Origin of the sequence: Agromyces sp. Soil535, assembly GCF_001428255.1 — a bacterium.
Taxonomy (GTDB): Bacteria; Actinomycetota; Actinomycetes; order Actinomycetales; family Microbacteriaceae; genus Agromyces.
The window spans coordinates 136,977-156,338 of the sequence record NZ_LMRW01000027.1; the positions used below are offsets into that span (position 1 = coordinate 136,977).

Here is a 19,362-nt window from a genome sequence, read left to right on the forward strand (position 1 = left end):
TGTGTCAACCCGCGCCCGACGAAGCGCTATTCCCGATTCGAGCGATCGATCGGAATGCATGGAATCGCGTCGCGGGCGCGGACTACGGAGCGGGCGCGGGCCCGTCGGTCGGCGTGGCGTCGGGCAGCCACCCCTCGAGGAGCTCCTCTTCGGGAGCGACCTCGTCGTCGACCCGTTCCTCGTCGACCGAAAGGTGGTCGTCGTCGGCGGGAATGGCGGTGGGATCGGTCATGGCTTCACGATATCGCGCACCGCCGACACTGCCCGAGCCACCGCCGCGGCCGCATCCGTGACGTCCGCCTCGGTGGTCTCGGCGCCGAGCGTGAAGCGCACCGCGGTCTGCGCGAGCTCGGCGGGCACGCCGATCGCGGTGAGCACGTGCGACGGCTCGTCGCTGCCCGCCGCGCACGCGGAGCCGCTGGAGCAGATCACGCCGTCGCGCTCGAGCTCGAGCAGCACGGCCTCGCCGCTCGTGCCCGGGAACACGAACGAGACCGTGCCTGGCAGACGCCGCACGGGGTCGCCGGTGAGCACGGCGACCGGTACCTCGGCCGTGACGCGCGCGATGAGCTCGGCGCCGAGCACGCCGACGCGGGCCGCGGCATCCGCTCGCTCCTCCTCCGCGAGCCGCAGCGCGGTGGCGAACGCCACGGCACCGGCCACGTTCTCGGTGCCCGAGCGCCGCCCGCGCTCCTGGCCGCCGCCGTGCAGCACCGGTTCGAGCGGGATCCGGCCGCGCACGATGAGCGCGCCGGTGCCCTTCGGCGCACCGACCTTGTGGCCGGCGAGCGAGAGCGCGTCGACGCCCAGCCCGTCGAGTGAGAGGGGCAGCCACCCGGCGGCCTGCACGGCATCCGAGTGCATGAGCGCGCCCGACGCGTGGGCGATCGCCGCGAGCTCGGCCACGGGCTGCACCGTGCCGATCTCGTTGTTCGCGAGCTGCACCGACACGAGCGTCGTATCCGGCCGGATGACGCGGGCGAGGGCATCGGGGTGCACCAGCCCGCCCGCGTCGACCTCGACCTCGTCGAGCTCGAAGCCGTGGACACGCGCGAGGTGTGCGGCGGACTCGAGCACGGCCTCGTGCTCGATCGGCGAGATCACGACGTGCCGTCCGCGCGGGTTCGCGAGCGCGATGCCCTTGATCGCGAGGTTGTCGGCCTCGGTGCCGCCGCTCGTGAACACGACGTCGCCCTGGCGGCATCCGACCACCGCCGCGACCTGCGCCCGCGCGTCGGCGAGCGCCCGTGCCGCCTCGTCGCCGAGCCCGTGGCTGCTCGACGGGTTGCCGAACGCGCCCGCGAGATATGGCCACATCGCCTCGAGCGCCTCCCGGCGCACGGGCGTGGTCGCGGCGTGGTCGAGGAAGATCACGGCTGCCCCCGGGTGCCCGCGGCGGGCACGGTCGAGATCACCACGTCGAGCCCGAGGTCGAGCGCCCGGGCGGAGTGGGTGAGCGCCCCGACCGAGATCACGTCGACCCCGGTCGCGGCGATCGCGCCCACGATGTCGAGCGAGACGCCGCCGGATGCCTCCACCACGGCGCGCCCCGCGATGCGCGCGACCCCCGCGCGCAGGTCGTCGAGGCCGAAGTTGTCGAGCATGATCGTGTCCGCCCCGCCGGCGAGCACCGCATCGACCTGGTCGAGCCGGTCGACCTCTACCTCGAGGTGGGCGGTGTGCGGCATCCGCTCACGAGCGGTCCGGAGCGCGGTGGCGAGGTCCTGCCCGTCGGCCGTGAGCACGGCGAGGTGGTTGTCCTTCGCCATGACCGCGTCGGAGAGCGAGCGGCGGTGGTTGCGGCCGCCCCCGTCGCGCACGGCCTGGCGCTCGAGGCTGCGCAGGCCCGGGGTCGTCTTGCGGGTGTCGACGATGCGGGCGCGTGTGCCGGCCACCGCGGCGACGTACCGGGCCGTGAGCGTGGCGATGCCCGACATGCGCTGCACGAGGTTGAGGGCGACCCGCTCGGCCGTCAGGATGCCGCGGGCGGGACCGTGCATGCGGGCGAGGGCGTCGCCAGGCGCGAACGGGTCGCCGTCGCCTGCGAGGCGCTCGACGACGATGCTCGGGTCGACGATCCGGAACGCGGCCGCGAAGACCTCGATGCCGCTCAGCACGCCCGACTCGCGGGCGACGAGCTCCGCGGTGGCGGTCGCGTGCACGGGGATGAGCGTCTCGGACGTCAGGTCGCCCCACGGGGCGTCCTCGTCGAGCGCGGCGCCGACGATGCGGTCGATCTCGCCGATGCCGGACATCAGGCCGCCTCCCGTTCGGCGGCGGCGACCACGCCCGCGCTCGCCGTGTCGTCGGAGCGGAAGTGCGCGCCGACGCTCTCATGACGAGCGAGCGAGGCCGCGACCGTGAGCCGCGCGAGGTCGAGGAGGTTGCGGTCCTCGGCGGTGCGGCGGTCGTGCACCTCGGGCGCCCGCCAGGAGCCGAGCCGAGCGGATGCCTCGGTGAGCCCGCGTGCGTCGCGCTCGAGTCCCACGTGCTCCCACATGAGCGCCTGCAGCGCCGTGCGGTCGAACGGCCCGCTGTCCAAAGGGGGAATGCAGGAACTTTCCGGCGACACGCCGGTGACCGGGCTGCTGCCACCGGCGAGTCGCACGGAAGTTCCTGCGGTCGCCACGGCATGAGTGGTGGAACGGAGGGGGAGCGAGGGATCGGGAGACGCGAGCGCCCGGGCGGCCCGGTCGGCGAACACCGCCGCCTCGAGCAGCGAGTTCGACGCGAGCCGGTTGGCGCCGTGCACGCCGGTGCGGGCGGCCTCGCCGACGGCGAAGAGCCCCGGCAGGGTCGTGCGACCGTCGAGGTCGGTCGCCACGCCGCCCATCGCGTAGTGCGCGGCGGGCGTGATCGGCACGGGGGACGTCGACCAGTCGTAGCCGGCCCCGCGGCATGCCGCATCCAGGCCGGGGAAGCGCTGCGCGAGGAAGCCGGCGCCGAGCGCGGTGGCGTCGAGGAGCACGGGACGTCCGCCCTGCTCGGCCATGCGCCGCCAGACGGCCCTGGCCACGACGTCGCGAGGCGCCAGCTCGGCGCGTGGATCGACCTCGTGCAGGAACCGCTCGCCGAGCTCGTCGACGAGCACGGCACCCTCGCCGCGCACCGCCTCGGAGATGAGCGGCGTGCCCGGCGCGGCGAGCGCGGTGGGGTGGAACTGCACGAACTCCAGGTCGGCGACGGCCGCGCCCGCGCGGTACGCGGCGGCCACGCCGTCGCCGGTCGCGACGTCGGGGTTCGTCGTATGCCTGTAGAGGCATCCGCTGCCGCCGGTCGCGAGCATGACGGCGTCGGCCCGCACCTCGACCAGGGCACCGGATGCCGCGAGCAGCCGCGCTCCCACCGCCCGGCCGTGCTCGACGAGCAGGTCGGCGAGCATGGTGCCCTCATGCACGTGCACCGCCCGGCGCCGCACCGTGGCGACCAGCGCGGACTCGATCGCCGCGCCCGTGGCGTCGCCCCCGGCGTGCAGGACGCGCGCGCGCGAGTGCGCCGCCTCGAGCCCGCGTTCGAGCCCGGAGTCACCGCGGTCGAATGCGACCCCGAAGCGGATCAGGTCGCGAACGCGCGCCGGCCCCTCGTCGCAGAGCACGCGCACGGCGGCGGGGTCGGAGACGCCCGCGCCCGCCGCGATCGTGTCGGCGTAGTGGCGCTCGACGGAGTCGTCGGGGAACAGGGCGGCCGCGATGCCGCCCTGCGCGTGGCGCGTATTGCCGTCGGCGAGCTCGGCCTTCGTGACGAGCTCCACGGAGTGCCCGGCCTCGGCCGCCCGCACCGCCGTCCAGAGGCCGCCGATGCCGCCCCCGACCACGAGCACGTGCACCATCGTCAGGCTCCCGCGACCGGTGTCACCGAGGCCGGCGGCTTCGCCGCGAGCATCCGCTCGAGGGCGAGGCGAGCCGGATCGGCCACGCTGTCGGGCACCGTGATGCGGTTCACGACGCGTCCGGCGACGAGTTCCTCGAGCACCCACGCGAGGTAGCCCGGGTGGATGCGGTACATCGTCGAGCAGGGGCACACCACCGGGTCGAGGCAGAAGATCGTGTGTTGCGGATACTCCGCCGCGAGGCGCTGCACGAGGTTGATCTCGGTGCCGATCGCGAACGTCGAGCCGTCGGGCGCCGCCTGGATCGCCTTCACGATGAAGTCCGTCGAGCCGGCGGCATCCGCTGCGTCGACCACCGGCATCGGGCACTCGGGGTGCACGATGACCTGCACGCCGGGGTGCTCGGCACGAGCCTGCGCGATCTGGTCGACCGTGAAGCGCCGGTGCACCGAGCAGAAGCCGTGCCACAGGATGACGCGGGCGTCCTCGAGCTCCGACACGGTGCTGCCGCCGAGGGCCTTGCGCGGGTTCCACATCGGCATCTGCTCGACCGGAACGCCCATGGCCTTCGCGGTGTTGCGGCCGAGATGCTGGTCGGGGAAGAACAGCACGCGCTGCCCGCGCTCGAACGCCCACTCGAGCACCGTCCTCGCGTTCGACGAGGTGCAGACGATGCCGCCGTTGCGGCCGACGAAACCCTTGAGCGCCGCCGACGAGTTCATGTAGGTCACGGGAATGACCGGCACGCGCCCGTCGGCGTCGACGGCGGTGAGATCGCCGTACACCTCGGCGAGCTGCTCCCAGCACTCCTCGACGCTGGACTCGTCGGCCATGTCGGCCATCGAGCAGCCGGCGGCGAGGTTCGGCAGGATCACGGCCTGGTCGGGCGTCGACAGCAGGTCGGCGGTCTCGGCCATGAAGTGCACGCCGCAGAACACGATGGCCTGGGCATCGGGCCGGCCCTTCGCGGCGTTCGCGAGCTGGAAGGAATCGCCCGTGAAGTCGGCGTGCTCGATGACCTCGTCGCGCTGGTAGAAGTGGCCGAGCACGACGACGCGGTCGCCGAGCGTCGCCTTCGCGGCGCGGATGCGATCGTGCAGCTCGGCGTCGCTCGCCTCGCGGTACTCCGCGGGCAGCGCACCCTGGCGGGGCGAGCCGGTGGGGATCACGTCGCCCATCGACGAGCCCGGGCCGTAGCCCGCAGGGCCGCGGTCGAACTCCCACGGGCCCTTCGCGAGCGCGGGCGAGCAGGTCGCCCCGGCTGTCGCGCCCTTCGTGATGAGCCGGATGGTGCGGTCGACGGATGCAGCGGCGCGCGTCGAGGTCACGTCGCGGGCCGGGGGAGGTGCGATGGTCATGGGTTCGTCCTCTGCAGTGCGGTGGTGGCTGGTCGATCGGATGCCGCGGGCCCGGCGCCGGTGTCGAAGCGGTAGAGCGCGGGTGGGCGGTGCGGAGTGCCCGCGAGGCGCTGGCCGGTGTCGACGAGGGTGCCGGAGGCCTCCATGGTGCGGCGGAAGTTGGCCGGGTCGAGGCGCCGGCGCAGCACGGCCTCGTGCACGCCGCGGAGCTCCGCAATGGTGAACGTCTCGCCGAGGAGGGCGTGCGCGATGCGGGAGTACTGGAGCTTGGTGCGCAGCCGCCAGAGCGCGTAGTCGATGATCTCGCGGTGGTCGAACGCGAGCTCGGGGAGTTCGTCCTCGTCGAACCAGCACACGTTCTCATCGGAGACGGCGCGCTCCACCTCGTCGGAGTGCACGAGCGCCCAGTACACGACCGAGACCACTCGCTCGTCGGGGGAGCGGTCGGGGGCGCCGAACGTATAGAGCTGCTCGAGGTAGCGCGGCGCGAGGCCCGTGGTCTCGGCGAGCGTGCGTGCCGCGGCCGCGTCGAGGCCCTCGTCGACGGGCAACCAGCCGCCGGGCAGCGCCCAGCGACCGGCACCGGGTTCTCGCAGCCGGCGCACGAGCGGGATGCGCAGGCTGGACGCGGCGGCGCCCTCGTCGGGGCTCAGCGCGAAGATGACGGTGGAGACGGCGAGCCGCGCCTGCGTGCGCTGCTCGTGCTGTTGCGACATCCGCTGCCTCCCCTCTTAGAGTCGGTCTGACTCGAAGTGCTGGGACGAGCTTACAGTCAAATTGACACGAACGCGAATTCCGTGACGTCCTCCGGGCGTGCGCTGAGGCGGAATACGTAGTGCCACGGATGTCGCGGCGTCCGATGAAAGCGAGCATCTGACCACCAGCTCACCCGAATCGAGGCATCATCATGCGCAAGCTCTACTTCGCCGTCACCGTGCTGCTCACCGCGGCCGTCGTCCTGCAGTTGTACCTCGCCGCCGTCGGCGTGTTCTCGAACCCCGAGGACGAACTGTTCGCGTGGCACGGCATGAACGGCCGGGTCGTCCTGCCGATCCTCGCGCTGTTGACGATCGTCGTCGCCGCGCTCGCCCGCGCCGGCAAGCGCACGATCTGGCTCTCGGTGCTGCCGTTCGCCCTCCTGATCCTGCAGACGCTGATCTTCGTCGTCGGCGGCATGATCTTCGGGCTCGGCCCCGACGACCACGCGAACCCGCCACTCGGCGCGACGCTGTTCATCGCCCTTCACGGCGTGAACGGCGCGGCGATCCTGCTGACGAGCGGATGGCTCGCGGTGCGCGCCCGCCGGCTCGTGCGCGAGCCGGTGCCGAAGGGGACCACCACCGCCGAAGCGGCCGCAGAGTCGGCCACCGAGCCGACCCCGGTCGACGCCGAGGTCGCGCGCTGACCGACCGGCCGACCAGTGAGCGAGGGGGGATCCGATGACGACGGCGGCCCTCCTCGCCCTGTTCGCGCTCACGATCCTGCCTGCGGCGGCCTGCTGGCTCGTGGCGGGCTTCGTGGCGGCCGGCGCCGGCAGTGAGCCGGGTCGACGCGAGCGGTGGCTCGTCGTCGCGCTCGCCGCAGGCGGCTCGCTCGCGGTCGTCGCCGCCGGCGTGATCACGGCGCTCCTCGCCGGGCGTGGCTGGTGGTTCGTCGCCGAGAAGGTCGTGCTCGGGCTGCCGCTCGCCGCCGTCGGCGCGGTTGCGGGATCGATCGGCCTCGCGCGCTGGCTGCGAGGCGACCGCACGCCACGCGCACGGGTGCTGCTGCTCGCCGGCGGATTCGCCGTGGCCGCCGCCGCGGTCGCGTCCTGGCTCATCGGGTACCCGGTGCAGCCGGTCGCCGCACTCGTGCTCGTCGCGGCCGTGCTGCTCGCGACCGGCCTCACCTGGGCGATCCTCGCGTCGCGCGGCCGCCGCTCGGTCGTCGGGTTCGCGGGCCTCCTCGCGGTCCTCCTCGCCGGCGGCGTCGGGTGGTCGTGGCTCGCCGATACCGCCGCGCCGAGCCTCGAGGCGGCCGGGCACGAGCATGGGGATATGGGCGGCACGTCCGCGCTCGCTGCCGCGCCGGCCGCGGCATCCGGTGTCCGCTCGGTCGAGGAGCTGCGGACGCCGGTGGATGCTGCAGGGCCGATGCGCTCGTTCGAGCTGACCGCCGCGCAACGCAGCGTGACGCTGTCGTCGGGCGCGAGCATCGACGTGTGGTCGTTCGGCGAGGCGCTGCCCGGACCGGAGCTGCGCGTCACCGAGGGCGACCTCGTCGAGGTGACCCTGCGCAACCGCGACGTCGACGCAGGCGTGACGCTGCATTGGCACGGCGTCGACGTGCCGAACGGCGAGGACGGCGTCGCCGGCGTCACGCAGGACGCGGTGCTCCCCGGCGACGAGTTCACCAGCCGCTTCGTGGCCGAGACCCCGGGCACGTACTGGTATCACACGCACCAGGCCTCGTCGGAGGGCGTCCGCAGGGGTCTCTACGGCATGCTCGTCGTGGAGCCCGCGGCCGGCCAGGCGGAGGACGTCGATCTCGCGCTTCCCGTGCACACGATCGGCGGCGCGGTGCTCGTCGGCGCCGTCGACGGGCCGCAGGCGCTCGAGGTGCCGGCCGGCGGTGCGGTGCGGCTGCGCATCGCGAACACCGACCGTGCGCCGTTGCGGGTGCTCCTCGCGGGCACGCCGTTCCGCGTCGCCGCGGTCGACGGCCGCGACGTCGCCGGCGGCGCCGAGGTCGAGGGGGAGGCGGTGCGCCTCGCCGCGGGAGCCCGAGCCGATCTCGTCTTCACGATGCCCGAGACGCCCGTGCGACTCTCGACCGACGCCTCGCGCGAATCGGTGCTCGAGCTCGCGCCGCTGGGGGCGGCATCCGCTCGCGACGCCGCGTGGCCCTCGGTGACGGATGCCCCGGAGCTCGACCTGCTCGCCTACGGCGACGCCGCGGCGCCCGACCTCGGTCCGTTCACCGTGGAGGCCGACCTCGTGCTCGACCGGATGCCGCGCTTCGTGGGCGGGGCGCCCGCGTACGCGTATACGGTGAACGGCCGGGTGTTCCCGCACATCGCGCCGATCGTGGTGCGCGAGGGCGACGTCGTGAGGATCACGATCGCGAACCGCGGCTTCGACGCGCACCCGATGCACGTGCACGGTCACCACGTGCTCGTGCTCTCACGAGACGGAGTCGGCGCCACCGGCGCGCCGCTCTGGCTCGACACCGTCGACGTGCGCCCGGGTGAGGTGTGGGAGGTCGCACTCGTCGCCGACAACCCCGGCATCTGGATGGACCACTGCCACGACCTCGAGCACGCCGCGCAGGGCATGATGATGAGCCTCGCGTACGAAGGCGTCACCACCCCGTTCGAGCACGACGCGCACGCCAACCGCCCGGAGTGACGCTGCCCCGCACGTGACGCTGCGCCTCCAGCATTGACACCGCAGCAAGAGACCGAATCGGTGATCCGAAGCGGGGTCTACTGCTGGGCCGACGCCACCCGCCACCCACGCTGGTGCAGGCGGGCGGCGATCCGCTGCGTGGTCAGCTGCGAGCGGTGCCCCACCACATCGGGAACGTCGTCCGCGGTCACCCGGACCACGATCCATCCGATGTCCTGCAGTCGTTCGTATCGAGCGATGTCGCGGCGGAACTGTTCGGGAGCGCGATGATGGTCGCCCTCGTACTCCATCGCGATGCGCTGATCGGGATACGCGAGATCGACAGATGGCTCGTAGGGTGCGAGCCGCGGGTCGCGAACCCGATAGCCGACCATTGGTTCGGGCAGCCCCGCCCGGACGATACGGAGACGGAGCAGCGTCTCCCTGCGTGACAGCGGTCCGGGACGAAGGAGGGGCAACGCATCGCGGAGGCGCCCGGCGCCCACGCCGCGATGATGGCGTGCCGTCCCCACCGTGAGAGTCGCAAGGGACGCGACCCGCGGGCCGCCTCCGAGCTTCTCGCGTCCGGTGATGAGGAAGTCGCCGGCCGCAACGAGGTCATCGACGCCGAGGAGGGTCGCGAGCTGGCACCACGTGGTCGCGGCGTCCGTCACGCGGATGCCGCCGGCCACGAGCGTGCCGGTTCGCCTCGGGTCGAGCTGGTGTCCGATCACGTTGCGGACCCTCGGCTGCGGATCGCCGGCGAGGACGGAGACGTGCAGGCGCAGATCCGACTCGACATGCAGTGGGAGGGGCACACCGTTCAGGATCGCCGCGGTCGCATGGCTGAAGAACTGGGTCGGCGGCATCCGCGTCGCGTAGGCGGCGGCCAGACTCGCGACGGTCGCAGGGGCGTCGGCATCGAGTCGCGCGCCCCGGAACGGGATGCGGAGGTCGGATGCCTCGAGCCGGCGCCTGCTCACTCCGAGTTCCAACGCGTCGACGACCGCGAACGACTGGCGTGCGGCGATCGATTCGGGGAGCGGTTCGGGACGACGCACCCGCTCAGCGTGCCCTCCCAGCGGCCGCCGGGCCCGCGCTTGTCCACAGGCGGCGTGCCCGCACTCGACGTGCCTATTCACTCCGCAGAGAACCACGTTCTGGGGTGCCCAGAGCGTGGTGGACTACGGAGTCGATGGGCGCGCGACGCGCTGCGCTGCGCTGCTAGGATCGGCGGTACAACCTCACACCGGGCCATCGACGCATCGCGGGAGAGCCGGAGTCATCCGGCACCGAAGGAGCAAGCCTCCCCGCCAATCTCTCAGGTCACCACACCGCGATGACGAGGCCGCTCTGAAAAGCGGATCGGGCATTCCCGCCACATCCCGCCGACGGTGAAAGCGCGAACAACGCGTGAAACTCTCAGGCCCATGACAGAGGGGGAGTTCCCAGCGGCATCCGCCGACCGCCCACGCGACTCTGGAGAACTCGTGACCGACCCCGGCACCACCGAAACCGGCACCATCGAACGTCGGAGCCCCCTCGATGCGGTGCACCGCGCCGCGGGCGCCTCGTTCACCGACTTCGCCGGGTGGCAGATGCCCGTGAGGTACTCGAGCGACCTCGCCGAGCACCACGCCGTGCGCACGCATTCCGGCCTCTTCGATCTCTCGCACATGGGCGAGATCATCGTCGTCGGGCCCGAGGCCGCGCTCTCGCTCGACTACGCGCTCGCCGGCAAGCTCTCGGCGATCGCCGAGGGCCAGGCGAAGTACTCGCTCCTCCTCGACCGCGACGGCGGCGTCATCGACGACCTCGTCGTCTACCGCACGGGCGAGGACCGCTACATGGTCGTCGCCAATGCGGCGAACCGCGAGGTCGTCGCCAAGGAACTCCGCGACCGCACGTCGCCGTTCGAGACCGACGTGTTCGACGAGAGCGACGACATCGCGCTCATCGCCCTGCAGGGGCCCGATGCCCTCGAGGTGCTGCAGCAGGCCCCCGGATTCGGCATGCAGGGTCCCGGCAATGACGAGGAGGACTTCGTCACCGGCCTCGAGCGTCTCAAGTACTACCGCGCGATCGCCGCGGAGTACGAGGGCGAGCCGGTGCTTGTGGCGCGCACCGGCTACACCGGCGAAGACGGCTTCGAGCTCTACGTCGCACCCGACCTCGCCCCGCGCCTGTGGGACGCCCTCCGCGAGACCGGCGGACCCCGCGTCGTGCCGTGCGGCCTCGCGAGCCGCGACACCCTCCGCCTCGAGGCGGGCATGCCGCTCTACGGGCACGAGCTGAGTCGCGACATCCTGCCGGTGCAGGCCGGCCTCGGCCGCGTCGTCGCGCTCACCAAGGAGGGCGACTTCGTCGGCCGCGAGGCCGTCGAGCAGGGTCCTGCCGCAGATGCCCCGGTGCTGGTCGGCCTCGCTGCGGAGGGACGCCGCGCCGCGCGCGCCGACTACGAGGTGTACGACGGCGAGGGTGCTGATGCCGCGCGCGTCGGCGTCGTGACGAGCGGCGCCCTCTCGCCGACGCTCGGCCACCCCGTGGCGATGGCGCTCGTCGCCCCGGATGCCGCGGAGATCGGCCGCGGCCTCTTCGTCGACGTCCGTGGCACGCGCGTCGCGGCATCCGTCGTCCCGCTCCCGTTCTACAAGCGCCAAGCCTGACCGCCGGCGCCCACCTACCGCACCCACCGCCCGCACGCACCGCCCATCGCGAGGAGAGACCATGACCGACCAGACCGCCCTGCAGTACACCGAAGAGCACGAGTGGGTGCGCGTCGACGGCGACACCCTGACGATCGGCATCACCGACTACGCGGCCGAGAAGCTGGGCGACGTCGTGTACGTCGACCTGCCCGCGGTCGGCTCGAAGATCACCGCGGGCGCGGTCGTCGGCGAGATCGAGTCGACCAAGTCGGTCGGCGAGCTGTTCGCGCCCGTCGACGGCGAGGTCGTCGAGGCGAACCAGGCCGTCGTCGACTCGCCCGAGCTCGTGAACAGCGACCCGTTCGGCGAGGGCTGGCTCATCAAGGTCGCCGCCGCGGGCCTGCCGAAGCTCCTCAGCCACGACGAGTACCGGGCGCTCACGGGCGAATAGCACCGCGCTCCGACCGCACCCGGACAGAACACGAAGGATCACCATGCCCGTCTCCTCGGCCTTCGACGCCGACGCCTTCGGCCGTCGTCACATCGGCACCACGCCGCACGACCACGAGTGGATGCTCGCCGCCCTCGGCTACGACTCCCTCGACGCGCTCATGACGGCGGCGGTGCCGACGGCGATCCGCATGGGGGAGGTGATCGACTCGGTCATCCCGCCGGCCGCCACCGAGCGCGAGGCGCTCGAGGAGCTCGCGGCGCTCGCCGAGCAGAACACGGTGCGCACCTCGATGATCGGCCTCGGCTACTCCGGCACGATCACGCCGGCCGTGATCCAGCGCAACGTGCTCGAGAACCCGAGCTGGTACACCGCCTATACGCCATACCAGCCCGAGATCTCGCAGGGCCGGCTCGAGGCGCTCATCAACTTCCAGACGATGGTCGCCGACCTCACCGGGCTCGACACCGCGAACGCGTCGATGCTCGACGAGAGCACCGCCGTCGTGGAGGGCATGCTCCTCGCCCGCCGCGCGTCGAAGTCCGCGTCGAATCGCTTCGTCGTCGACGCCGACACGCTGCCGCAGACCCACGCGCTGCTCGTCTCCCGCGCCGAGGCGGTGGGCATCGAGCTCGTCGTCGCGTCGCTCGACGAGGACACGGATGTCGCCGCCCTCGGCGAGCACTTCGGGCTCTTCGTGCAGTACCCGGGCGCCTCGGGCCGCGTGTGGAACCCGGCATCCGTCATCACGGCGTCGAAGGCGCAGGGCTCGCTCATCGTCGTCGCGGCCGACCTGCTCGCCATGGCGCTCCTCACGAGCCCCGGTGAGCTCGGCGCCGACGTCGCAGTCGGCACCTCGCAGCGCTTCGGCGTGCCGATGGGCTTCGGGGGACCGCACGCCGGCTACATGGCCGTGCGCAAGGGTCTCGAGCGACAGCTTCCAGGACGCCTCGTGGGCGTGTCGCAGGATGCCGCGGGTCACCCCGCCTACCGCCTCAGCCTCCAGGCGCGCGAGCAGCACATCCGCCGCGAGAAGGCCACGTCGAACATCTGCACCGCGCAGGTGCTGCTCGCCGTGATGGCGTCGATGTATGCGGTGTACCACGGCCCCCGCGGCATCCGTCACATCGCCGTCACGACCGCGGCGAAGGCGAAGGCGCTCGCCGACGTGCTCGCCGGGTTCGGGCTCACACTCGCGAATGATGCCTACTTCGACGCGATCCGCGTGCACGTGCCCGGACTCGCGAAGCACGTGGTCGCCCGCGGTCGCGAGCTCGGCCTCAACCTGTGGGAGGCGGACGAGGCGACCGTTCACATCGCCGTCGACGAGACGACGACCGCCGACGAGCTCTCGCGTGTCGTCGAGTCGTTCGGCTTCGACCCCCGCACCGCGGTGCCGGTGTCGCTGCGCGAGGTCCCCGCGAGCCTGCCGGAGTCGCTCCGCCGCACGAGCTCCTACCTCGAGCACCCCGTGTTCAACACGCACCAGTCCGAGACGCAGATGATGCGGTACCTCAAGCAGCTCGCCGACCGCGACTACGCGCTCGACCGCGGCATGATCCCGCTCGGCTCCTGCACCATGAAGCTCAACGCGGCCACCGAGATGCAGTCGGTCACCTGGCCCGAGTTCGCGAACCTGCACCCGTTCGCCCCAGAGGCCGACGTCGAGGGCACGCTCGGGCTCATCGAACAGCTCGAGAACTGGCTCGCCGAGGTCACCGGATACGACACCGTGTCGCTGCAGCCGAACGCCGGCAGCCAGGGCGAGCTCGCGGGACTCCTCGCGATCCGCGGCTACCACCGCGCGAACGGCGACGTCGACCGCGACCTCTGCCTCATCCCCTCGAGCGCACACGGCACGAACGCGGCATCCGCCGTGCTCGCCGGCATGCGTGTCGTGGTCGTGGCCTGCGACGAGCTCGGCAACGTCGACCTCGACGACCTGCGCGCCAAGATCGCCGAGCACGCCGACCGCATCGCGGCGCTCATGATCACGTACCCGTCGACGCACGGCGTGTACGAGCACGAGGTGACCCGGATCACCCAGGCCGTGCACGACGCGGGCGGCCAGGTCTACGTCGACGGCGCGAACCTCAACGCCCTGCTCGGCTATGCCCGCTTCGGCGACTTCGGCGGCGACGTCTCGCACCTCAACCTGCACAAGACGTTCTGCATCCCGCACGGCGGCGGAGGCCCGGGCGTCGGCCCGGTCGCGGCGAAGGCGCACCTCGCGCCGTACCTGCCCGGACACCCGTTCGCGCAGCGCGCCGACCACTCCAGTGGCGTCACCCACGACGGCGGCCCGGTGTCGGCGGCGCCCTACGGCAGCCCGTCGATCCTGCCGATCTCATGGGCGTACGTGCGCATGATGGGCTCGGAGGGACTGAAGCAGGCCACCGCAACGGCCGTGCTCGCGGCGAACTACGTCGCCGCGCGGCTGCGCGACCACTACCCCGTGCTCTACACGGGTGACAACGGCCTCGTCGCGCACGAGTGCATCCTCGACGTGCGGCCGCTCACCGCGGCGACCGGAGTCACCGTCGACGACGTCGCGAAGCGGCTCATCGACTACGGCTTCCACGCGCCGACCATGTCGTTCCCCGTGGCGGGCACGCTCATGGTCGAGCCCACCGAGTCGGAGGACCTCGCCGAGCTCGACCGCTTCATCGAGGCGATGATCGCGATCAAGGCCGAGGCCGACGCGGTGGGCCGCGGCGAGTGGCCGGCCGACGACAACCCGCTGCGCAACGCGCCGCACACGGCCGAGTCGGTCATCGCGGGGGAGTGGACGCACCCGTACACGCGCGAGCAGGCCGTGTACCCGGTGCACTCGCTGGTGCGCAACAAGTACTGGGCGCCTGTGCGTCGCATCGACCAGGCCTACGGCGACCGCAACCTCGTGTGCGCCTGCCCGCCGGTCGAAGCCTTCGCGTAAGCGACCCGTCTCACCGGAGGAGCCCCCCACACGGCGCGGGCTCCCGAGTCGCCGATGAGCACGAGGCGCTTGCGGGCGGCAGGCCGGAACGTGCCGAGCAGCAGTGCGAGTACCGTGAGAGGCGTGAGCACGACCACCGCGTGCACGACGAGCGGGTGGAGTGGGAGGCCCGCGACCTGGAGGACGTCCTCCGACGCGAGCTGCGTGGCATCCACGCCGGGAACACGTCGCGCCCCGCGCCGGGGTTCATCCGGGCCGCCGGGTGAACCGTTCGCGGCGCCGCCTCGTTGTGAAGGCAGGAGGTGACGGATGCAGCCCGACGATGACAGCCGGCTGGTCGCCCTGTACGACGCGCACGGGCCGTCGGTGTGGCGGTACGTCGTGCACCTCACCGGCGACCCGGCGGGCGCCGACGACATCGTGCAGGAGACGCTGCTGCGCGCCTGGCGGAGCCCGCGCATCCTCGCCCAGGAGCCGTCCTCGACGAGGTCGTGGATGTTCACCGTGGCCCGCAACCTGGTGATCGACGAGGCGCGCAGCGCCCGCCGGCGCCATGAGATCGTGGCGGCCGAGCCGCCGGAACGCGTGCAGGACGACGCCACCGAGGCCCTGTTCGAGAGCCTCCTGGTGGAGGAGGCCCTCGGGACGCTGAGCCTGGAGCATCGCGCGGTGATCGTGCACGCGTACTACGGCGGATGCGGCGTGGCCGAGGTCGCGCGTCGCCTCGGCATCCCCGAGGGCACCGTCAAGTCGCGCCTGCACTACGGCCTGCGGGCGCTCCGCCTCGCCCTGCAGGAGAAAGGGGTGACGCGATGAACCCGGATCACGTCCTCTACGCCGACTGGGACTCCGCGTACGTGCTCGGCGCCCTCTCGCCCGCGGAGCGCCGCGAGTTCGAGGAGCACCTCGAGACCTGCGAGACGTGCCGCCGCTCCGTCACGGAGCTCGCGCCCATGCCGGGCCTGCTCGCGCGACTCTCGCCCGAGCGCGCAGCCGCGCTCGTCGACGATCCGGATGCCGCGTCAGCCGCGGCACCGCGCGACGAGCTCCTCGCGGCCGTGCGGCGGGAGGACCGCCGCCTGCGCGCCCGTCGCAATCGGGTCTGGCTCGCCGCGGCGGTCGCCGCCGCGGTGCTCGCGCTCGTCGCGATCGCGGTGCCGCTCACGTTCGTCCGGCCCGGCGCCGGCACGGAGTCGGTCGCATTCGAGGCCGTCGCCGACGTACCGCTCACCGCGACCGCCACGCTCACCACGACGGAGTGGGGCACGAGGATCGAGCTCGACTGCCGCTATGCCGGCGACGGGGCATCCGACGCACCGCCCGACGGCTGGCCGTACGCGCTCGTGGTCGTCGACCGCGACGGCGAGCGCAGCGACGTGTCCAGCTGGCGGGCGAGTCCCGGATCCGCCGCGCGTCTGGCTGCGGGCACCGCGGTCGACCTCGACGACATCGCCTCGCTCGAGATCCGCGCGGTCGGCAGCGGCGACGTGCTCATGCGTGGGACGTCGGGCTGAGCCTCGCCGGTGAACCATCGGGGCGGCGGCGGATACTGATCCGACGAGGCTCCTCGGGAGTACACTGAGATTCTCTCGCATAGGGGGTGCGCATGATCTCCGCCGATCTCATCGCAGTACTCGCGACGGTCGCGTTCGTCGGGCTCTTCGTCGGGACGTCGATGCTCGCCGGCAGCGGCTTCGGACTCGAGAAACGCGCGAGTCTTCTCGAGCGACGCGACCCGGGCACCGCCGCCGCCCTCCGCCGCGCGCAGTTCATGAGCGACTTCCCGAGCGGGGGCGTCTTCGGCGACGAGGGGTTCCTCGCCGTCTGCTCGCCCAGCCGCCGCAGCTGGTACGAGGGGGCCAGGGTGCGGGCGACCGACTCCGACCTCCGGGTGGAGGTCCCGGAGGAGGCGCTGCCGCCGATGCCTGCCACGGTCGTCGCCCTCGCGCGGAGCGAGCACGTGCCGCAGGCGCCGCGCCCGCGGCATCCGTCGACGCCGGCGTCAACCCCGGCGCACGCTCACTCGGCGGGCGGGGCGAAGAGCTCGGGCCACCAGCCGACCGCGAGCGGGTAGCCGACGAACGACACGACGTCGATGACCCAGTGCGCGATGACGAGCGGCATCACGCGGCCCCATCGCGCATAGCACCACCCGAAGACGATGCCCATCGCCGCATTGCCGACGAAGGGCCCGAAGCCCTGGTAGAGGTGGTAGGTGCCGCGCAGCAGCGCGCTCGACACGATCGTCGCCCACGGCCCCACGCCCAGCTCGCGGAATCGCGTGAACAGGTAGCCGACGACGATGACCTCCTCGCTGAGGGCCGCCTCGAGCGCCCGCAGCACGAGCACCGGCACGGTCCACCAGAACCAGTCGGCCGGTGACGTCTGCACGGCGACCGTGAGGCCGAGCGCCCGCCCGATCGCGTAGAGCGCGAGCCCCGGCACGCCGATCACGGCCACGAGCAGGAGGCCGGATGCCGCGTCCCGGCCGGGCCGCGTGAGATCGAGGCCGATACGACGGAACGGGCTCACGCCCGGCTGCCACAGCAGGTAGAGCACGAGGGCCACCGCGAACAGCCCGAAGAAGATGTCGAGGAACTGGTACGTGAAGTCGAGCCACTCGCGGCTCGAGCGCGACGGGTTGAGCGCCACGGACTGGTCGCCGAGCGCACGCTCCTCGGTGAGCTTCGCGATGAGCGACACGATCGAGTACACAGCGGATGCCCCGAGCGAGAGCCCGAGGACGATCACGACCTCGATCCGCAGGCGTCGTGCAGTCGGCATGCGGACATCCTCGCACGGAGGCCGTGAACGCAAGAATCCTGCGTGTCGAGCATGGTTTCGCGCTCCGTCCGTCTCGCTAGATTGCGCGTCGGTAACGGTTTTCTCAGGAGTTTGATTCCACAGGAACCGCTCCATAGTCTCGATCTACCAGCGCTCCAGTGCGGCCAGAAGTCGCGCTGTCGACGCACATCTCACAGGAGGAACATTGAAGATCAAGAGAATTGGCGTTGCCGCCATTGCTCTTGCGGCTGCGGGAGCGCTCACGCTCTCGGGCTGCACCAGCGGTGCGCCATCGTCGACTGAAGGTGCCGGCAGCTCGACTGCGATCATCACGACGAACGGCTCGGAGCCGCAGAACCCGCTGATCCCCACCAACACCAACGAGACCGGTGGCTCAAAGATCACTGAGTCGATCTTCGCCGGCCTCGTGTACTACGACGTCGACGGCGCCCCGCACAACGACGTCGCCGAGTCGATCGAGACCGACGACTCGCAGACCTACACGATCAAGATCAAGCCCGACCAGAAGTTCACGAACGGCGAGCCGGTCGACGCGAACTCGTTCGTCGACGCATGGAACTACGGCGCCGCGCTCGACAACGCGCAGCTCAACAGCTACTTCTTCGAGGGCATCGAGGGCTTCAGCTACGACGAGAACGTCCCCGAGCTGCCCGGCCTCGAGGTCGTCGACGACACGACCTTCACGGTGACGCTCGCCCAGCCGGAGTCGGACTTCCCGCTCCGCCTCGGCTACACGGCGTTCAAGCCGCTGCCGGCGTCGGCATTCGACGACCTCGAGGCCTTCGGCGAGAACCCGGTCGGCAACGGCCCGTACATGCTCGACGGCGAGGGCGCCTGGAAGCACAACGAGAAGATCGACCTCGTCGTGAACCCCGACTACGACGGCCCGCTCAAGGCGGTGAACGGTGGTCTCTCGATCATCTTCTACGCGACGCAGGAGGCCTCGTACGCCGACCTCCAGGGCGGCAACCTCGACGTCCTCGACCAGATCCCGGCGGGCGCGCTGTCGACCTACCAGAGCGAGTTCGAGGGCCGTTCGGTCAACCAGGCCTTCTCGGGCATCCAGACGTTCACCGTCCCGGAGCGCCTCCCGCACTTCTCGGGTGAGGAGGGCAAGCTCCGTCTGGCCGCGCTCTCGAAGGCGATCGACCGCGAGGAGATCACCGACGTGATCTTCGAGGGGACCCGAAGCCCGGCCCACGACTTCACGGCGCCGACCCTCGACGGCTACTCGGAGGACATCCCGGGCACCGAGGTGCTCGAGTTCGACCCCGAAGGGGCCGCGGAGCTCTGGGCCGAGGCCGACGCCATCTCCCCGTGGAGCGGCTCCTTCCAGATCGGCTACAACGCCGACGGCGGCCACGGCCCGTGGGTCGACGCTGTTGCCAACCAGCTGAAGAACAACCTCGGCATCGACGCCTCGGGCGCTCCGTACCCGACGTTCGCCGAGTTCCGCACGGCGATCACCGACCGCACGATCCAGACCGCGTTCCGCACCGGTTGGCAGGCCGACTACCCGGCCCTGTACAACTTCCTCGGACCGATCTACGGCACGGGTGCAGGCTCGAACGACGGCGACTACTCGAACCCCGAGGTCGACTCGCTGCTCGACGAGGGTCTCGCCGAGACCGACCTCGACGCTGCGAACGAGAAGTTCCAGCAGGTGCAGGAGATCCTGTTCCAGGACCTCCCCGCGATCCCGCTCTGGTACTACAACGTGAACGGCGCGTGGAGCGAGTTGGTCGACAACGTGCAATACGGCTGGAACTCGGTTCCGCTCTACTACCAGGTCACCAAGAGCGAGTAATTCTCGTTCCGGGGCGACTCCGGGTTAGACTCTGAGGCGCCCGTGGGGCGGCAGCCGATCGGCTGCCGCCCCACTCCCACGTATCCCCGGTGCGAACCCGATCGGCGTAGCATCGTTGGGACGAACTCGCACAACGGTGAGGTTTCTTCAACATGTCAACATCC

At 71.7% G+C, this 19,362-nt stretch carries 18 protein-coding genes and 1 riboswitch; of the genes, 9 read left to right on the plus strand and 9 right to left on the minus strand.

Annotated features, from left to right (window positions below; translation table 11 throughout):
• Nucleotides 1-82: 82 nt before the first annotated feature.
• Genes ASG80_RS23785 through ASG80_RS20350 form a run of 6 tightly spaced genes read right to left on the minus strand, consistent with a single transcriptional unit; the run spans nt 83 to nt 5,903 of the window.
• Nucleotides 83-232, minus strand: a complete 150-nt coding sequence (locus ASG80_RS23785; protein ID WP_156401986.1) for a hypothetical protein — start codon at nt 230-232, stop codon at nt 83-85.
• Complete coding sequence (locus tag ASG80_RS20330; RefSeq protein ID WP_056734151.1) at nt 229-1,374, minus strand: cysteine desulfurase family protein; 1,146 nt, start codon at nt 1,372-1,374, stop codon at nt 229-231. Before ASG80_RS20330 ends, ASG80_RS23785 begins: the two co-directional genes overlap by 4 nt.
• Nucleotides 1,371-2,255: a carboxylating nicotinate-nucleotide diphosphorylase gene (gene nadC / locus ASG80_RS20335; protein WP_056734153.1), complete on the minus strand. Its 885-nt coding sequence runs from the start codon at nt 2,253-2,255 to the stop codon at nt 1,371-1,373. Before nadC ends, ASG80_RS20330 begins: the two co-directional genes overlap by 4 nt.
• Entirely contained in the window at nt 2,255-3,829 is a 1,575-nt protein-coding gene (gene nadB / locus ASG80_RS20340; protein WP_056734155.1) for an L-aspartate oxidase, read from the minus strand. Before nadB ends, nadC begins: the two co-directional genes overlap by 1 nt.
• A 2-nt stretch (nt 3,830-3,831) precedes the next feature.
• Nucleotides 3,832-5,187 (minus strand): quinolinate synthase NadA, encoded by a 1,356-nt coding sequence (gene nadA, locus ASG80_RS20345; protein WP_056734157.1) that lies wholly within the window; start codon nt 5,185-5,187, stop codon nt 3,832-3,834.
• The gene (locus ASG80_RS20350) at nt 5,184-5,903 is read right to left on the minus strand and encodes an NUDIX domain-containing protein (protein WP_082590784.1); all 720 of its coding nucleotides are present in this window, start codon (nt 5,901-5,903) and stop codon (nt 5,184-5,186) included. Before ASG80_RS20350 ends, nadA begins: the two co-directional genes overlap by 4 nt.
• A gap of 191 nt (nt 5,904-6,094) precedes the next feature.
• On the opposite strand from ASG80_RS20350, the gene ASG80_RS20355 reads away from it, so the two are divergent.
• On the plus strand, nt 6,095-6,592 hold the full coding sequence (locus tag ASG80_RS20355) for a DUF6220 domain-containing protein (protein WP_056734162.1): 498 nt from the start codon (nt 6,095-6,097) through the stop codon (nt 6,590-6,592).
• Nucleotides 6,593-6,626: 34 nt separating this feature from the next.
• Nucleotides 6,627-8,573 (plus strand): multicopper oxidase family protein, encoded by a 1,947-nt coding sequence (locus ASG80_RS20360; RefSeq protein WP_056734164.1) that lies wholly within the window; start codon nt 6,627-6,629, stop codon nt 8,571-8,573.
• A 77-nt stretch (nt 8,574-8,650) separates the two neighbouring features.
• Here ASG80_RS20360 and ASG80_RS20365 read toward each other — a convergent pair whose 3' ends face one another.
• Nucleotides 8,651-9,613: a hypothetical protein gene (locus tag ASG80_RS20365; protein WP_056734166.1), complete on the minus strand. Its 963-nt coding sequence runs from the start codon at nt 9,611-9,613 to the stop codon at nt 8,651-8,653.
• 197 nt (nt 9,614-9,810) lie between these two features.
• A riboswitch (glycine riboswitch) is annotated at nt 9,811-9,899 on the plus strand.
• 83 nt (nt 9,900-9,982) lie between these two features.
• Between ASG80_RS20365 and gcvT the strand changes: the two genes are divergently transcribed.
• The 3 genes from gcvT (at nt 9,983) to gcvP (ending at nt 14,586) form a co-directional block, all read left to right on the plus strand.
• On the plus strand, nt 9,983-11,218 hold the full coding sequence (gcvT, locus tag ASG80_RS20370) for a glycine cleavage system aminomethyltransferase GcvT (protein WP_082590786.1): 1,236 nt from the start codon (nt 9,983-9,985) through the stop codon (nt 11,216-11,218).
• A gap of 61 nt (nt 11,219-11,279) precedes the next feature.
• On the plus strand, nt 11,280-11,651 hold the full coding sequence (gene gcvH / locus ASG80_RS20375) for a glycine cleavage system protein GcvH (RefSeq protein WP_056734171.1): 372 nt from the start codon (nt 11,280-11,282) through the stop codon (nt 11,649-11,651).
• Nucleotides 11,652-11,694: 43 nt separating this feature from the next.
• Complete coding sequence (gene gcvP / locus ASG80_RS20380; protein WP_056734173.1) at nt 11,695-14,586, plus strand: aminomethyl-transferring glycine dehydrogenase; 2,892 nt, start codon at nt 11,695-11,697, stop codon at nt 14,584-14,586.
• Here the strand turns inward: gcvP and ASG80_RS23790 are convergent.
• Nucleotides 14,532-14,801 (minus strand): hypothetical protein, encoded by a 270-nt coding sequence (locus tag ASG80_RS23790; RefSeq protein WP_156401987.1) that lies wholly within the window; start codon nt 14,799-14,801, stop codon nt 14,532-14,534. The two genes, gcvP and ASG80_RS23790, sit on opposite strands and share 55 nt — an antisense overlap.
• A gap of 94 nt (nt 14,802-14,895) precedes the next feature.
• Between ASG80_RS23790 and ASG80_RS20390 the strand changes: the two genes are divergently transcribed.
• From ASG80_RS20390 to ASG80_RS20400, 3 genes are all read left to right on the plus strand, one after another.
• On the plus strand, nt 14,896-15,402 hold the full coding sequence (locus ASG80_RS20390; RefSeq protein WP_056734178.1) for a sigma-70 family RNA polymerase sigma factor: 507 nt from the start codon (nt 14,896-14,898) through the stop codon (nt 15,400-15,402).
• Nucleotides 15,399-16,100, plus strand: coding sequence for an anti-sigma factor (locus ASG80_RS20395; protein WP_056734180.1), 702 nt, complete (start codon nt 15,399-15,401; stop codon nt 16,098-16,100). The genes ASG80_RS20390 and ASG80_RS20395 overlap by 4 nt, the downstream gene beginning before the upstream one ends.
• 92 nt (nt 16,101-16,192) lie before the next feature.
• The gene (locus ASG80_RS20400; protein WP_056734182.1) at nt 16,193-16,660 is read left to right on the plus strand and encodes a hypothetical protein; all 468 of its coding nucleotides are present in this window, start codon (nt 16,193-16,195) and stop codon (nt 16,658-16,660) included.
• Here ASG80_RS20400 and ASG80_RS20405 read toward each other — a convergent pair.
• Nucleotides 16,606-17,370, minus strand: coding sequence for a CPBP family intramembrane glutamic endopeptidase (locus ASG80_RS20405; protein WP_056734184.1), 765 nt, complete (start codon nt 17,368-17,370; stop codon nt 16,606-16,608). The genes ASG80_RS20400 and ASG80_RS20405 overlap by 55 nt on opposite strands.
• 205 nt (nt 17,371-17,575) lie before the next feature.
• On the opposite strand from ASG80_RS20405, the gene ASG80_RS20410 reads away from it, so the two are divergent.
• Complete coding sequence (locus tag ASG80_RS20410; RefSeq protein ID WP_056734186.1) at nt 17,576-19,198, plus strand: ABC transporter substrate-binding protein; 1,623 nt, start codon at nt 17,576-17,578, stop codon at nt 19,196-19,198.
• Nucleotides 19,199-19,362: the final 164 nt, after the last annotated feature.

Coding starts and splice junctions, on each gene's coding strand:
- ASG80_RS20390 (WP_056734178.1), top strand. CDS start 14,896: ATGCAGCCCGACGATGACAGCCGGCTGGTCGCCCTGTACGACGCGCAC.
- gcvP (WP_056734173.1), top strand. CDS start 11,695: ATGCCCGTCTCCTCGGCCTTCGACGCCGACGCCTTCGGCCGTCGTCAC.
- gcvH (WP_056734171.1), top strand. CDS start 11,280: ATGACCGACCAGACCGCCCTGCAGTACACCGAAGAGCACGAGTGGGTG.
- nadC (WP_056734153.1), bottom strand. CDS start 2,255: ATGTCCGGCATCGGCGAGATCGACCGCATCGTCGGCGCCGCGCTCGAC.
- ASG80_RS20360 (WP_056734164.1), top strand. CDS start 6,627: ATGACGACGGCGGCCCTCCTCGCCCTGTTCGCGCTCACGATCCTGCCT.
- ASG80_RS20355 (WP_056734162.1), top strand. CDS start 6,095: ATGCGCAAGCTCTACTTCGCCGTCACCGTGCTGCTCACCGCGGCCGTC.
- nadA (WP_056734157.1), bottom strand. CDS start 5,187: ATGACCATCGCACCTCCCCCGGCCCGCGACGTGACCTCGACGCGCGCC.
- gcvT (WP_082590786.1), top strand. CDS start 9,983: ATGACAGAGGGGGAGTTCCCAGCGGCATCCGCCGACCGCCCACGCGAC.
- nadB (WP_056734155.1), bottom strand. CDS start 3,829: ATGGTGCACGTGCTCGTGGTCGGGGGCGGCATCGGCGGCCTCTGGACG.
- ASG80_RS23785 (WP_156401986.1), bottom strand. CDS start 232: ATGACCGATCCCACCGCCATTCCCGCCGACGACGACCACCTTTCGGTC.
- ASG80_RS20395 (WP_056734180.1), top strand. CDS start 15,399: ATGAACCCGGATCACGTCCTCTACGCCGACTGGGACTCCGCGTACGTG.
- ASG80_RS20350 (WP_082590784.1), bottom strand. CDS start 5,903: ATGTCGCAACAGCACGAGCAGCGCACGCAGGCGCGGCTCGCCGTCTCC.
- ASG80_RS20405 (WP_056734184.1), bottom strand. CDS start 17,370: ATGCCGACTGCACGACGCCTGCGGATCGAGGTCGTGATCGTCCTCGGG.
- ASG80_RS20400 (WP_056734182.1), top strand. CDS start 16,193: ATGATCTCCGCCGATCTCATCGCAGTACTCGCGACGGTCGCGTTCGTC.